General features: G+C 58.6%; 12 protein-coding genes. 10 read left to right on the plus strand and 2 right to left on the minus strand.

Annotated elements, in window-relative coordinates:
* Position 1: 1 nt before the first annotated feature.
* Complete coding sequence (locus tag BGO89_11585; protein ID OJX57137.1) at positions 2-349, minus strand: hypothetical protein; 348 nt, start codon at positions 347-349, stop codon at positions 2-4.
* Between the two features lie 159 nt (positions 350-508).
* On the opposite strand from BGO89_11585, the gene BGO89_11590 reads away from it, so the two are divergent.
* The 8 genes from BGO89_11590 to BGO89_11625 all read left to right on the plus strand — a co-directional run bounded on the left by BGO89_11590 (position 509) and on the right by BGO89_11625 (position 9,274).
* The gene (locus BGO89_11590; GenBank protein OJX57138.1) at positions 509-1,393 is read left to right on the plus strand and encodes a di-trans,poly-cis-decaprenylcistransferase; all 885 of its coding nucleotides are present in this window, start codon (positions 509-511) and stop codon (positions 1,391-1,393) included.
* 76 nt (positions 1,394-1,469) lie between these two features.
* The gene (locus BGO89_11595) at positions 1,470-3,737 is read left to right on the plus strand and encodes an outer membrane protein assembly factor BamA (GenBank protein ID OJX57374.1); all 2,268 of its coding nucleotides are present in this window, start codon (positions 1,470-1,472) and stop codon (positions 3,735-3,737) included.
* Positions 3,738-3,823: 86 nt separating this feature from the next.
* Positions 3,824-4,315, plus strand: coding sequence for a hypothetical protein (locus BGO89_11600; protein OJX57139.1), 492 nt, complete (start codon positions 3,824-3,826; stop codon positions 4,313-4,315).
* Positions 4,316-4,454: 139 nt separating this feature from the next.
* The gene (locus tag BGO89_11605; protein ID OJX57140.1) at positions 4,455-5,213 is read left to right on the plus strand and encodes a hypothetical protein; all 759 of its coding nucleotides are present in this window, start codon (positions 4,455-4,457) and stop codon (positions 5,211-5,213) included.
* Positions 5,210-6,280: a UDP-3-O-(3-hydroxymyristoyl)glucosamine N-acyltransferase gene (locus BGO89_11610; protein OJX57141.1), complete on the plus strand. Its 1,071-nt coding sequence runs from the start codon at positions 5,210-5,212 to the stop codon at positions 6,278-6,280. The genes BGO89_11605 and BGO89_11610 overlap by 4 nt, the downstream gene beginning before the upstream one ends.
* A 35-nt stretch (positions 6,281-6,315) precedes the next feature.
* Entirely contained in the window at positions 6,316-7,683 is a 1,368-nt protein-coding gene (locus tag BGO89_11615) for a UDP-3-O-[3-hydroxymyristoyl] N-acetylglucosamine deacetylase (GenBank protein ID OJX57142.1), read from the plus strand.
* Positions 7,680-8,471: an acyl-[acyl-carrier-protein]--UDP-N-acetylglucosamine O-acyltransferase gene (locus BGO89_11620; protein ID OJX57143.1), complete on the plus strand. Its 792-nt coding sequence runs from the start codon at positions 7,680-7,682 to the stop codon at positions 8,469-8,471. The genes BGO89_11615 and BGO89_11620 overlap by 4 nt, the downstream gene beginning before the upstream one ends.
* Positions 8,472-8,509: 38 nt before the next feature.
* Positions 8,510-9,274, plus strand: a complete 765-nt coding sequence (locus BGO89_11625; protein ID OJX57144.1) for a hypothetical protein — start codon at positions 8,510-8,512, stop codon at positions 9,272-9,274.
* 23 nt (positions 9,275-9,297) lie between these two features.
* Here BGO89_11625 and BGO89_11630 read toward each other — a convergent pair whose 3' ends face one another.
* On the minus strand, positions 9,298-10,362 hold the full coding sequence (locus tag BGO89_11630; GenBank protein ID OJX57145.1) for a hypothetical protein: 1,065 nt from the start codon (positions 10,360-10,362) through the stop codon (positions 9,298-9,300).
* Positions 10,363-10,505: 143 nt separating this feature from the next.
* On the opposite strand from BGO89_11630, the gene BGO89_11635 reads away from it, so the two are divergent.
* Together BGO89_11635 and BGO89_11640 are read left to right on the plus strand one after the other, a co-directional pair.
* Positions 10,506-12,269: a hypothetical protein gene (locus BGO89_11635; GenBank protein OJX57146.1), complete on the plus strand. Its 1,764-nt coding sequence runs from the start codon at positions 10,506-10,508 to the stop codon at positions 12,267-12,269.
* Positions 12,270-12,376: 107 nt separating this feature from the next.
* Positions 12,377-14,434 (plus strand): hypothetical protein, encoded by a 2,058-nt coding sequence (locus BGO89_11640; GenBank protein ID OJX57147.1) that lies wholly within the window; start codon positions 12,377-12,379, stop codon positions 14,432-14,434.
* The last annotated feature ends 3 nt before the right edge of the window (positions 14,435-14,437 follow it).

The raw sequence follows: 14,437 nt of genomic DNA on the forward strand, positions 1-14,437 counted from the left end.
CTCACTGACCGTTCGTTGGCGTCACGGATTCGGAGCGCAGGCGCTCATGAACCTTTTCCTGGAATTCGGACGATACCTTGAACGTCGGTATGAACCGTTCTTCCAGCGGCACCGGATCACCGGTCCGCGGATTCCGTGCCATGCGCGGCTTGCGGCTCTTCACGCTGAACACTCCGAAACCCCGGAGCTCTATGCGCTTGCCGTCCGCCAGGGATTCGATGATGCTGAGAAGTAATCCGTCAACGACAGCCTTCGTCTCCAGCTTCGTCAGGCCGGTTTCGTTGGCGATCTTGTCTACGATATCTGCTTTCGTGACGTTCAAGTGTGCCTCGAACCGCGAGTTGTCCATACAATATTATTGCCCGGCGATTCGTGCGTGCTCTCATGGAGAGCGGAAAGAAGCACCGAGCGAACAACAAACATACCAAATACCATACAGAAAAACAACTTAGCGTGAGCGATCGCCTATAGATTCTTCCATACTCCCACTGCGCCAGTTTCGGCGCCTATGGTATCTTTGCAGGTTACATGCACTATGGGAGGAAGAGTGAACTGGTCTGAGGAGCAGCTACAGCCCGACGATCGCTCGATCCAGCATACGTTACGCCAGACCGGACGCATTCCGCGTCACGTGGCCGTCATCATGGACGGAAACGGGCGCTGGGCCCAACAACGTATGCGCCCGCGGATCGACGGCCATCGCGAAGGCATGGAAAGTGTCCGCGATATCGTCAAGGTCTCATCCCAACTGGGAGTGCGATACCTTACCCTTTACGCCTTCTCCATAGAAAACTGGAAGCGCCCCGCTACCGAGGTGGGCTTCCTGATGCGACTGCTCGAATCCTATCTGCGGAAAGAAGTGGACGAACTCCATGCGAACGGGGTCCGTATCCGCACCATCGGCAAGACGAACGCCCTGCCCAAGGGCGTCCAGAAGGTCCTGCAGGACGCGATGGAACGCACGAAGGAGAACGAGGGGCTGACCCTCACCCTGGCGCTGAGCTATGGCGCACGCTGGGACATTCTCCGGGCCGTGCAGATGATCGCCCTGGACGTACGGCGCGGCAAGGTGTCGCCCGAGGATCTTACGGAAGAAGCACTTTCCAGCTATCTGCAGACGTCCTTCATGGACGATCCCGATCTGGTGATCCGGACCAGCGGTGAATACCGGTTGAGCAACTTCCTTCTCTGGGAAGCGGCCTATGCCGAGATCTACGTCACGGAACGGCTCTGGCCGGAATTCCGTCGTCAGGATCTCTATCTCGCGCTCTATGACTATGCGCGCCGCGAACGCCGCTTCGGCATGACGTCCCAGCAGGTGAACCATGCCGCCGATCGCGAACAAGAAGAACATCTCTCCACGCTTCGTCAAATCCTCAATGCGTTCAAGTAAGGCGGTCGTCCTTGTTTTGTTGTTCCTGACCGCCGTTGCAGGCCTCCACGCCCAGCAACAGCAACGGTATTCCATCATCGCCGGAATAAGTGTCGACGGTGTGGCCCAGGGAACGGATGCGGAAACCATCATCGCCGTCTCCGGACTGCGCGTAGGCGAGGAAGCACGTCCGGACAACCTCGTGATGGCCGTACGGAACCTGTGGCACCGGCGCCAGTTCGCCGATGTCCGCATCGAAAAGGACCGTGAAACGGCTCTGGGTGTCTTCCTCGTCATCAAGGTGCGCGAGGCGCCGCGTCTGCGTCATATCGTGATCGACGGCAACGACGATCTGTCCGAGGCGGATATCCGCAAGGCCGTGGCCAAGAATCGTGACGACATCATCTCGCCCTTCGACGTCTATGAAATACGTCAGGCCGTGAAGAAGCTCTATGAAAAAGAGGGCATGAGCTTCGCCAAGATCGAAAGTGAAGTCGTCGACATCGACTCGGCCAATCGTTTCGACCTCCTCCTCCATATCAACGAGGGCGTGGAATACCACGTCGGCGCGATCGAATTCGAGGGCAACAAGGCCTTTTCCGATGACGAGCTCGCCGGTGCCTTCGAGGATACGAAGACGAAGGCATGGTGGCAGTTCTGGAAGTCGGCGAAGTTTGACGTCACCAAGTACAAGACCGACATCGCCAAGCTGCACAAGTTCTTCCTGAACAAGGGATATATCGACGGCGAGGTCCTGTCCGATACCGTCATCTACAACGAGGAGACGGAGAAGGTCACGATACGCGTGGCCGTATCCGAAGGGCATCGGGTCTTCGTGCGGAAGGTGATGTTCACGGGCAATACCGTGTACGAGGAAGATGCCCTGAAGCGCCGTTTCGGCGTCGAGGAAGGCGAGGCCTACAATCAGGAAAAGGTGGAGCAGAATCTCGAGATCAACCAGGATCAGACCGACGCGAAGTCGCTGTATTCGGATAACGGTTATCTCATGGCACGTATGGTGCCCGATCTCACGCGCGTCGCCGACGACTCCGTCGACATCACGATCCGTGTGATCGAAGGGGACCGGTATTCGATTCGCCGCGTGGAGATCCAGGGTAATTCGAAGACCAAGGATCGCGTCATCCGACGTGAGCTCTTCACGAGGCCGGGCGACTGGTTCAATCGGGCCGCCATCATCCGCAGCGTGCGCGGGCTCGGCGTCCTCAACTACTTCAATCCCGAGGCCATCAAGCCCGACGTACGTCCCGTCGATGCAACGAGCGTCGACGTCGTCTACAATCTCGAAGAACGTTCCACGGACACCTTCAACGCATCCGTCGGCTTCGCCGGTGCCTTCGGTCTAACGGGCTCCGTAGGCGTCACGCTCAACAACTTCAACATCGCCGAACCGCTGCGTGGCGGTGCCGGACAGATCCTGTCGTTCCAGTGGGAATTCGGTCAGGCCTCGCGTCTGCAGACCTTCCAGCTCTCCTTCAGCGAGCCGTGGCTCTTCAACCAGCCTACGAGCGTCGGTTTCAGTCTGTTCGATACGCGGCAGAATTTCAACATCGACGTACGTCGTACGGGGGCCCAGGCCAACATCGGCCGCCGCTTCCGTTTCCCCGATGACTTCTTCCGCGGCGACTGGTCGGTTTCCTTCGAGCGCATCCAGAGCAACGTGGCCAGCCTCTTCTATCGTCAGGGTACGAACACCGCCCTTACGCTGTCGCAGGTGATTTCGCGGACCAGCTACGACAACCTCATCTTCCCGACGAGCGGCTCGCGGTTCTCGCTGAGCACGCGCGTCACGACGGGCTTCCTCGGCATCGGTACGACGGACTTCGCCAAGGTCGGTCTCAATTTCGACATGATCAACCCGCTCGTGAGCATCAACGGCAATCCGCGTCTCGTCATGTTCCTCGGCAGCGAGCTCGGATACGTGGACGGCATCACGAACGATACGACCATCCCGCCGCAGGAAGTCTTCTACATGGGTGGTAACGGTCTCGGTGGATTCGCCATCACGCCACTGCGCGGTTATCCCGACAACTCCATCGGACCCGTCAGTGCGGAAGGAACGAACCTCGGGGGACGTGTCCAGGCGCGCTTCGTGGCCGAATTGAGGTTCGCACTCTCACTCAATCCGTTCCCGATCTATTTGCTTAGTTTTGCCGAGGCGGGAAATGTGTGGTCCAACCTCCGCACGGCCGATCCCTTCGGTCTCAAACGCTCCGCCGGTTTTGGTGTTCGCCTCCTGTTGAATCCCATCGGTCTGCTCGGCTTCGACCTCGGTTACGGGTTCGATCCGGTGTATGCCACGGGGGAACGATCCGGGTGGCGATTCCACTTCCAGTTCGGGCGTTGACGGCCTCATATAGTCAATCATGTTCCATCAAGGTGACCAGTATGTTGTTTCGTATCGCAGGCGTATGCTGCGCCGCAGTGTTGTGTGTGGCGTCGGCCCAGGCTCAGAGTGGTGCCCAGGGATTCCGTTTCGGTGTCGTGAACACGGAGACGATCATCAAGGAAATGCCTGAAGCCATCGATGCCAGCAAGAAGATCGAAGAAGTCGGTCTCAAGATCCAGGACACACTGCGCATGATGCAGAAGGAATTCGAAACGCGCATCGAGCAGTACACGAAGCAGGAAGCGATGATGTCGCCCGACGCGAAGAAGAAGGAACAGGACGCGCTGACCGCACTGCGTGGCCGCTTCGCAGCATATCAGGAAGAGAAGCTCGGTCAGACCGGTGAAGTGGCTCGCATGCGCGAAGGCCTTCTGAAGCCTATCCGCGAGAAGGTCCAGGACGCCATCAATGCCGTCGCCAAGGAAGAGAAGATCGCCCTCGTCCTCGACAAGGTCGCTGGCCTGGTGCTGTACAGCGAAGACAAGGCCGATCTGACCTTCAAGGTACTGGACAAGCTGAAGCGTGGTGGACGATAAGCGAGCGAACCGTCAAGCCGGTCAGGCCAATCAACAGCAGACTTCCCGCATGAATCTTGACACCCCTTTTCAACATCATCGATGGAGAACGACCATGAAGCTTTCATGGTTATGGGGTATCGCCGTTGTTGTAGCGGCAGTGTGCGGAAGTACGGCGTCGTGGGCACAGAAGATCGGATACGTTTCGACGGATGCCATCCGCGCACAGTACGAAGCGAACAAGCAGGCCGAAGAACGTCTGAACGCCCTGGTGGAAGAGTGGAAGCAGGAGATCGCCAAACGCCAGACGGATATCGACGAACTGGAGCTCGAGATGAGGAAGAACCGCCTGATCTGGAGCGATGCCGAGCGTACGACGAAGGAGAAGGAGCTCGAGACCAAACGGCAGGACCGCGACAAGTATGCACGCGACAAGTTCGAACCGGGCGGGGAGCACGACAAGACTGCGGAGCAGTTGTTCAAGGGAATCTGGACGAAGATCTATGCTTCCATCCAGAAGGTCGCAGCCGCCGAAGGATACGACATCGTCTGGGACAAGAGCACGCAACCGCTCGTCTACGTCAACGCCAAGTACGATCTCACCGTCAAGGTGATGAAGGAACTCGGCATCGATGCCGGTGATCTCGAACGCAAGCAGGCAGATATCATCTCGAACGATCCACGCAACAAGCGTGCCGAGGAACCCCGGAGACGGAAGGCGCGCAGAACGACGACGACGGAACCGGAACAGACGGACGAACAGCCGGTGGAGAACGCCGAGAAACCGAAGCCGAGGGTGCATGCCCCCAATGGCATTCCACCTGGCTCGGTTCCCATCATGCCTTCGCCGCCTGTACTCGATACGACTACGACGAAGACAGATACGACTAAGCCCAAGGAAGAGGATATTCCCCGATGAACAGTGATTCGACCCTGCGTGGTTTTTCCGTACGACAGCTTTCCGATATGGTGGGCGGCGACGTGCAGGGTGACGGTACCGTACACATTACGGGGATCAATCGCATTGAATTCGCGCGGCAGGGAGAACTGACCTTCGTCGCGAGCGAGAAGTACGTCAAGTTCCTCTCCCTCACGCAGGCATCCTGCGTCATCGTGTCGAAGGACCTTGCGTCCTACGTTCCGGCAGGACGGACGATCATCCTTGCGGATGATGCCTATCGTGCATTCGTGATCGTGATGCAGCATTTCTTCCCTCCGCTCCGCATGGAGGAAGGACTGCGCCATCCCGCGGCATCCATCCATCCGTCCGCCCGTGTCCATCCTACGGCGTCGGTCGGTGCCGGATGCGTCGTCAGCGAAGGATGTGACGTCGGTCCCAACGTACAGATGTTCGCCAACGTCGTGCTCTATCCGGGCACGAGGGTAGGCGATGGTACGATCATCCACGCCAACGTCGTTTGTGCCGCCGGTACGCGTATCGGTGCGCACTGTATCGTCCATGCAGGCGCCATCATCGGCTGCGACGGCTTCGGCTTCCTCGAGAACACCGATGGCTCCTATGAGAAGATTCCGCAGGTGGGAATCGTGGAAGTTGGGGATCATGTGGAGATCGGCGCGAATACGACGATCGACCGTGCGGCGGTAGGCAAGACGCTCATCGGAAACGGCGTGAAGCTCGACAACCTCGTTCATATCGCGCACGGTGTGACGGTTGGTGACAATACGGCCATCGCGGCCCAGGCAGGCATTTCCGGCAGTACCAGACTCGGCGAACGGAACCGTATCGCCGGACAGGTTGGAGTCGTCGGTCATATCTCGACGGCAAACGACGTCGTCATCGAGGCCCAGTCGGGCGTTTCGAAATCGATCACGACATCCGGTGCATACTTCGGTTCACCGGCCAAGGAACACAAGACGGCAATACGAATGGAAGCGGCACTCCGGCAGTTGCCGCAGCTTCTGCAGGAATTCCGCGAGCTGCAGCGACGGGTGGAGGAATTGACGAGTGGAGGAACGAACGAGTGAGTAACAAACAACGTACGGTAGCAGCCGAAGTATCGATGTCCGGTGTCGGCCTTCATACCGGTAACCTGTCGTCGATCACCTTCCGTCCGGCAGCGGAGCATACGGGCTATCGCTTCGTAAGGACGGATCTTCCGGGCTCGCCCGAGGTACCGGCCCTGGTCGACAACGTCGTGGACATTGCCAGAGGTACGACCATCGCCGTTGGCGAGGCCCGCGTCCATACCGTCGAACATGTCCTGGCCGCACTCGTCGGCATGGGCATCGACAACTGCCTCATCGACCTGTCGAACAACGAGCCTCCCGTCGGCGACGGCAGCTCGCTGCCCTTCGTGGAGATGATCCAGCGCGTCGGCGTCCAGGAGCAGCATGCTGACCGCGATGAACTGATCCTCGAAGGTCCCGTCCGATATCAGGACGAGGCACGGGGCACGGAGATCGTGGCACTACCGAACGACGACTACCGTGTGACGGTGCTGGTCGATTACAACAACCCCGCTCTCGGCAGCCAGCATACCGGTCTGTTCGATCTGGACAAGGAATTCGTATCGGAGTTCGCTCCTGCCCGCACGTTCTGTTTCCTGCATGAAGTACAGATGCTCTGGAAGCAGGGCCTTATCCAGGGCGGTAACCTCGACAATGCCATCGTCATCGTCGACAAGGACATGTCCGACGACGATCTTCGCGCACTGCTGCGCGAAATGGGTATCGAAGGCAATGCCGTCCTCGGCAGCAACGGCATCCTGAATAACAATAAACTTCGTTATCATAACGAGCCGGCACGGCACAAGCTGCTCGACATGCTCGGCGATCTGGCTCTCATCGGTGCGCGCCTGCGCGCCCAGGTCCTTGCGGCACGTCCGGGTCATGCGAGCAACATCGAGTTCGCACGGAAGGTGCGGAGGCTCTACGAAAAACAGCAGACGGTAAAGAAGTATCAGAAGAGTCCTACCGAAGGTACGGTCTTCGACATCAACACCATCATCAAGCTGATGCCGCACAGGTATCCCTTCCTGATGGTCGATCGTATCACCGAATTCGATCCCGATACGAACCGTATCACCGGTATCAAGAATATCACGGTCAACGAACCCTGCTTCACCGGACATTTCCCGAACAGACCGATCTTCCCCGGAGTACTCGTCCTCGAAGCAATGGCACAGACGGGATGTCTGCTACTGGTGACGAAGGGTATCGAGATCGAGAAGAAACTCGTTCTCTTCACGGGCATCAACAACGTGAAGTTCAGACGAACCATCACTCCCGGAGATCAACTCGTGATGCAGCTCACGATGACCCGCTTCCGCATGAACATCGTTCATCTCGTCGGTAAAGCCTACGTCGGCAATCAGCTCGTTGCCGAAGCAGAATTCTCGGCAGCAGTCGTGGATCGGGAGGCGATATGAGCGTCGTCGATACGCAGATCCATCCATCCGCGATCGTATCGCCGAAGGCACGCCTCGGTGTCGGTGTGAAGATCGGACCCTTCAGTGTCGTCAACGATGACGTCGAAATCGGCGATCGTACGGAACTGATCTCCCATGTCGTTCTCGCCGATGGCGCACGTATCGGTGCCGATGTCCGTATCTACCCTGGTGCCGTGATCGGCGCCGAACCGCAGGATCTCAAGTTCAAGGGGGAGCCTACGCTCGCCATCGTCGGCGACCGCACCGTCATCCGCGAATGCGTTACCGTCAACCGCGGTACGGCCATCAGCGGACGCTCGACGGTGGGATCGGACGTTCTTCTGATGGCTTATTCCCACGTAGCGCATGAATGCGTCGTCGGCGATCACGCCATCCTCGTCAACGGTGTCCAGCTCGGCGGACACGTCGAAGTGGGCGAGTGGGCCATCGTCGGTGGCCTGACGGGTGTCCATCAATTCTGCCGTATCGGCGCTCACTGTATGATCGGCGCATGTGTGAAGGTGGCCAAGGACGTGCCCCCCTATACGCTCGCAGGCAGACAGCCACTCGTCGTGGAAGGGCTCAACACCGTCGGCCTTCGCCGTCGTGGGTTCACTGCGGAGACGATCGCCGATATCGAGGAATTCTATCGTCTTCTGTTGCATGCCGGTTACAATACGTCGGATGGAATCAAGGCATACGTAGAGGCACATCCCGTCATCAATCCGGACGTACAGAAGTGCATCGACTTCATTCACTCGTCGAAGCGCGGCATTACGCGCAACTGATACGCAGATTCATAGCAGTATGCACGCTCGGCGCCGTCATGACCATACCGGCCGTATCGGCCGTGGACGACGGGCCCTTCGCCGCACCCGTCGCGAATCCGCTCGAAGGACGTATCGGTACGATGGTACAGTTCGGTGTCAAGCACCTGCGTCTGGACATCGGTGCGACGGTCGACGTCATGAATCCGCTGGATGATACGGCGTCGGGGAGGTTGCGGATCGGTGCCGACTTCTTCACCTTCACGCGTCTTCGCTCCGAGGGCAACTTCAAATTTCCCGTCGAGACGAGCGACTACTTCTTCGGTCTCAACGCGACCTATGCACTGCCGTCGTCGCCTCTCCATGCACGATTGCGCATCGCGCACATCTCTTCGCACCTGGTGGATGGGTATGCCGATGGCGAAGGAGTGTTCACACGGCAGGCGCCGTTCGTCTACAGCAGGGAGTTCGTCGAACTGATTGCGGGCTACCACATCGGGAGCATCCGTCCCTATGCGGGATTCACCTGGCTGTTCGCGACGCAGCCGAAGCGCGCGGACCGTGTCATTCCTCAAGCCGGTGTCGACGTACGCCAGCACATCGGCGGGCCATTCCACCTTCGTGGTGGTTTCGACTGGAAGCTCGTCGGTATCGATGGCACGTATGCAACAGCCCAGGCCGCCCAGCTCGGCGTCTTCTTCGACGGCTGGAACGGACGTGGCCTGATGCTCAGCATCTACGGCTACAACGGACGCAGCATGCACGGAATGTTCTTCGATCAGAACGACCGCTATCTCGGACTCGGCTTCCAGGTCGTCTGGTAATGACGTCACCGTCGTGGCGAACCTTACGGGGTCACCACGACGGGAATCACGTTCACCCTGCGATCGTCCGCGATGACGATCATGTACGGTCCGGTGCCGAGTTCCGGTACCTGAACCGACAATTCCGTGTCACCGACCAGCGACCATACCGCATCCAGTTGTCGTCCGTGTACGTCGACGTAACGTACGTACTGCGGCATCATCGACAGATCGGCGATGTGGACGACACCGCCACGTCGGACCGGATTCGGGTAGGCGCGCGACGTTTCCGCATCACCCTCTACACTCGTTCCACCATCGGGTCTGATACTGGACCATACCGAGCGCCAGCGTTGCTGTGGGCCGACAGGTTGGCCGTTGCGTGTCGTGGAAACGATCGTGGTAGACATCTCCAGCAATGGAACGTCATGGGCCGGGGGCTGCCATGTATGACGTATGGTGAGCGTCGTGACGAGAACGGTACCCGGCGACGGGCCCTGAAGGCGGAGTGTATCCGTGGTCCTGGTCGTCGTCGTCGTCCTTGCGATACCGTCACGGATACTGCCGTCGGGAAGGAACAACTGTCCATATCCATCATAGACCGTGCTGACGGTACCTGCACGGCCGAGAGAGAACGAAGCCGGTTTGGTCGTGATCTGTGCTTGCCAGGTGTCGTTGTGCTGCGTCGAATACTTGAGCTCCACCGGACGTGTGTCGTACGGATTCCCCGTCGAGCTGGCGATATCCGCCTTCGGCGTGGAGATGCCGACTTCGCGGAGGAAGCCGTTGCGGAGTTGCATGAGCGTCGTCGTCGTATCGTTGATGACGCCGAACTGTGCCTCCGGATAGCGGGCCTGTACGTCGATAGGCAGGACATTGCGCGCTACGATCCGTGTTTCGGTCGAGGCTCGCGTCCAGGTGAGCGTGGAATAGTTCCAGAAGACGCCGGTACCCGACGTACCGGCATCGACACCCGTGGTGTCGTAGTAGTAACGTGTATAGGATCTGCCTACGGTAGGCAATGACGAGGAACCCAGTACCGGTTGTGCAGCCGCCGTTCCGGATGCGAGCATGCATACTGCGAGGAAGCCCCAAATGCGTCGTTTCATGTTGATACCCTGCTATCACTGAGCCCTGTTTCGAAAGCAATTTACGAACCACATGTTCGGAGGCACCTTGCCCGTACCTTTACAAAACCTTAGCTTGTTCCATGAATCAAGCTTCTCCTCCTGTCATTCTCGATGAGCTGCGCATGGCGCGGGGGATCTCTCGCCGCGTCGAAATCTATCTGCAGGCATGCCGTGAGATACAGTACGAACGTCCGCACGAAGCGTTCGGCTATGCGATCAAGGCACAGAAGGAAGCGCGGAAGGGGCGCTTGAAGGAGCGTGAAGTCCATGCCTTGCGAATGGGGGGGATATGTCAATACGCTGCGCATGACTATGAAGGCGCCCTTTCGACGTTCAATACGGCGCACGACCGGTATATGCGCCTGAAGGATCGTAGTGGTCTTGCACGTTGTCAACAGAACATCGGGCTTGCATTACGGGGCCTCGGAAGGAACGAAGAAGCCCTCAGGTTCTATCGTATGAGTGAGCAGTCCTTGCGGGTGTTACAGGACGATTCGGTGCTGATGCACGTACTCGTCAACATCGGTTCGACGAGCACTGCGCTGAATCAGCCGTCATCGGCCTTGCAGGCATACTCCGAATGTCTCGCCATTTCCGAACGTCTCGACGACGGACCGATGCGGGCGCGTGTGATGGGCAACATCGCCGATGTCTACATCAACATCGACGACAGCGAGCGTGGTATCGAATGGTCCCGCCGCAGTCTCGACCTGCACCGTATCAACAATGACATGATGGGAGTCGGCTTCACGTTGACGAATCTCGGACGCGTCTATCAGTCGATGAACGATCACGACTCGGCGCTGGCTCATTTCACGGAGAGCATCGCCGTGATGTCGCAGATCGGATATGCCGAAGGCAAGGCGAACTCCATGCTCTATCTCAGTCAGCTGTATCTCGAAGGTGGTCTGTACACACAGGCCTGGGAGTTCGCGGAGCATGCCAGGCGTCTCTTCGTCGAGACGCACGATGTCGATCGGCAGATCCTCGCGTCGATCACACTGGGAGAGGTGGAGTTGCGACGGAAGAAGTATCCGTCCGCAGCGCGAATCTTCAAGGAAGCCGCGACTGCGGGAAAGAGGACGGATAACTACGCGCTGCATATCGATATCGAGCGCAACCGCGCGGAGCTCGCGATACTCGAAGAACGATGGGATGCGGCGATCAGACACCTCAAGGCCGCACTCGCCATCGCCTCCGCCAATGCCACGTTGAACGGAGAGGCGGAAGCGCATCGGCTCCTTGCCCATGTCTACGAACGGACCGATCTCCATCCCAAGGCACTCCATCATCTCCGCAGGTGGCATGAGTGCAAACTGGAGATCGACAGCCAGATACATGCGCGTCACAGCCAGGCCCTGCAGTTGCGTCTGGAGGTGGAGCGGGCCGAGCGTGAACGCCAGGTCGTCCAGATGCAGAACGAACGGTTGCAGTTCGACCTCGTGAGCAAGACGCGCGAGCTCAACACGTCGGCAATGGCCGTGGCGCAGAAGAACGAGTTGTTGACAAGTATCGCGGACGAGGTCCGTACCATTCTGGAGATGGGGCCAGGACAGCGGGCCAATCCGCTCAAGGATCTGCTTCGCCGTATCGAAGCCCACAAGAGAACGGGCGAGGACTGGCGGAATCTCAACGAGCAGTTGCACGACGTCCACGATGCCTTCTTCCGTGAGCTTACCACGCTGTGCCCGACGCTCACGCCGAGCGAGTTGAAGACGGCCAGTCTGCTCAAGCTCAACCTTTCATCGAAGGAAATCGCCGACATTCTCACGGTCTCCGTCGCGAGCGTGGAGATCTATCGACACAGGCTGCGCAGGAAGCTCCAGATACCGCATGGTACGGGGCTCACGGCATTCTTCCAGCAGATAGGAGCGGGTGAGCAGTAAAGGTTTTGCTAAGGTGCGCTGCAACTCCATGACGTGTAGGTTGCCTCCGTTGGTAATACGATCTATACCACGGAGGGTTCATGTACTATCGAAGTCTACTTGCTGCGGTGCTCTTCATGGCGCTTTCCACCCAGGCGGGAGCAGTCGGATCTCTTTTCGTTCGACCGCTCAATTCGTCGAGCACGTATGCCAATGCCGAGATACGCAGTTACGATGCGAAGGTGACGATCCAGGATCACATCGCCGAAACGCATGTGGATCAGGTTTTCGTCAATACGATGGGAGCTGCCGTCGAGGCGACCTTCATCTTTCCGTTACCTGCCGGTGCTGTGATCACCGATATGTACTACTGGTTCAACAGCGTACGGTACAAGGCGAGCGTCCGTGAGCGTAAGGAGGCCCAGGCGGCCTACGACGCCCAGATACGGAGGCTGATCGATCCGGCGCTTCTGCAGGAGATCGGCGACAACGTCTTCAAACTGAATATCGCTCCGATCAATCCGAGAAGCGACGTCCGCGTCGAGATCACCTATACCGAGTTCCTCCCGTACGATGAAGGAGTGGTGTCGTACAAGCATCTTCTCAGAACGACCGGAGTCTCTCCCGTGCCGCTGCAACGCGTGAGCCTGCTCACGACGATCACCGCAGCGTCCGAGATCAGGAGCGTCACCACGTCCTTCATGAACGAAACCATGGACGGAGTCGAACGGGTGAATGCCAGGAGCTTCCGTTGCACGTTCGGGGACGAGAACTACGTTCCGACGAAGGACTACACCATCAGGATACGAGCCGAGCGCAATGGCGTCGATGTCGGTGTGCTTACCTACGTGCCCGTCGAGGCCGATTCGTTCGGGCAGGATGCCTTCTATGCGACGTGGGTGACGTCACCCGACAGCAATGCCAGTGTCCTGCCGAGAAGCGCCGTCTTCGTCGCCGATGTCTCATCCAGTATGGAAGGGACACGCATGGAACAACTGCGTACTGCGCTCATGGCCTTCCTGGATAACCTCACGCCACAGGACAAGTTCAACATCGTCTTCTTCAGCACCAACGTCGTTCCGTTCAGCCCCGACGTCGTCGATGCCACACCCGGAAATATCGAAGAAGCCCGCGCCTTCGTCCGGTCGCGCAGTGCGAAGGGACTGACGAATATCTCCGGTGGTCTGCGCGAAGCGCTCCGGATGACGTACGATGAAGGACGAGCGAAGGTCGTGGTCTTCCTTACGGACGGCCAGCCGTCATGGGGCGAACTGAACGAAGCGGCGATCCTGGACAGCATGGTGGCATGGAATACGCAGCGCGTGCGGCTGTTCCCGATCGGCATCGGTGCGGAGCCGAGCGCCGGACTGCTCAACGGCATGGCGCGCGTGACGAACGGATTCGTGACGATGGTGGCATCGGACGACAGCATCGCCGTGCTCGCGGCACGGCATATCCGTCGCATCTCCCTGCCCTACATGTCGGGTCTGCATCTGTACTACGGAACGCTGGACAACTACGACATCTATCCGGAAATCCTCCCTGACGTCTACGTCGGCGGACGTGTCCTCCAGGTCGGGCGGTATCGTGCCGGCGGCCTCTATCCCGTCACGCTGACCGGCTCGACGTCCGACGTTCCGTTCACCATCGGCAACGACGTCGTGTTCGGGGATCCTGCGCGCAGCAACAAGGCCATCGCACGACTATGGGCCAGGGAGAAGATCGATGCGTTGATCGAGGAGATCACGCGAGTAGGTGAACGCAAGGAGCTCGTCGATGCCATCATCGATCTGAGCATCCGGTTCAACATCCTCACGAAATACACAGCCCTCTATGCCGATCCCAACGATCCCGGAGGACAGCCGACGACGATACCCGGTGAGCATGGCGAACGTCCGATCGAAACACTCAGCCTGGCCGTCTCGCCGAATCCTTCGTCCGATGTCGTAACGGCGACGGTAACGACGACGGAACAGGCTCGTGGACGTCGTATGCGGGTTACGATCCACGATGCGCTGGGCCGTTCGATAGCGGTACTCTACGACGATTCCGTGAAGGATCTCGTGACGAGATTGACATGGACAGTTCAGACCATCGCTGGCGGAAGGGCCGCAGCAGGCATGTACCATGCCGTCGTCGAAGTGGATGGAAACAGAACGTCGGCCTCCTTCATCATTCTTCCCTGATAC

The organism is Candidatus Kapaibacterium thiocyanatum (genome assembly GCA_001899175.1).
Lineage (GTDB): Bacteria > Bacteroidota > Ignavibacteria > Kapaibacteriales > Kapaibacteriaceae > Kapaibacterium > Kapaibacterium thiocyanatum.

Excerpts from the sequence above, each read along its gene's own strand:
- BGO89_11610 (OJX57141.1), top strand. The coding sequence starts at position 5,210 with ATGAACAGTGATTCGACCCTGCGTGGTTTTTCCGTACGACAGCTTTCC.
- BGO89_11620 (OJX57143.1), top strand. The coding sequence starts at position 7,680 with ATGAGCGTCGTCGATACGCAGATCCATCCATCCGCGATCGTATCGCCG.
- BGO89_11635 (OJX57146.1), top strand. The coding sequence starts at position 10,506 with ATGGCGCGGGGGATCTCTCGCCGCGTCGAAATCTATCTGCAGGCATGC.
- BGO89_11630 (OJX57145.1), bottom strand. The coding sequence starts at position 10,362 with ATGAAACGACGCATTTGGGGCTTCCTCGCAGTATGCATGCTCGCATCC.
- BGO89_11590 (OJX57138.1), top strand. The coding sequence starts at position 509 with ATGGTATCTTTGCAGGTTACATGCACTATGGGAGGAAGAGTGAACTGG.
- BGO89_11625 (OJX57144.1), top strand. The coding sequence starts at position 8,510 with ATGACCATACCGGCCGTATCGGCCGTGGACGACGGGCCCTTCGCCGCA.
- BGO89_11615 (OJX57142.1), top strand. The coding sequence starts at position 6,316 with ATGTCCGGTGTCGGCCTTCATACCGGTAACCTGTCGTCGATCACCTTC.
- BGO89_11585 (OJX57137.1), bottom strand. The coding sequence starts at position 349 with ATGGACAACTCGCGGTTCGAGGCACACTTGAACGTCACGAAAGCAGAT.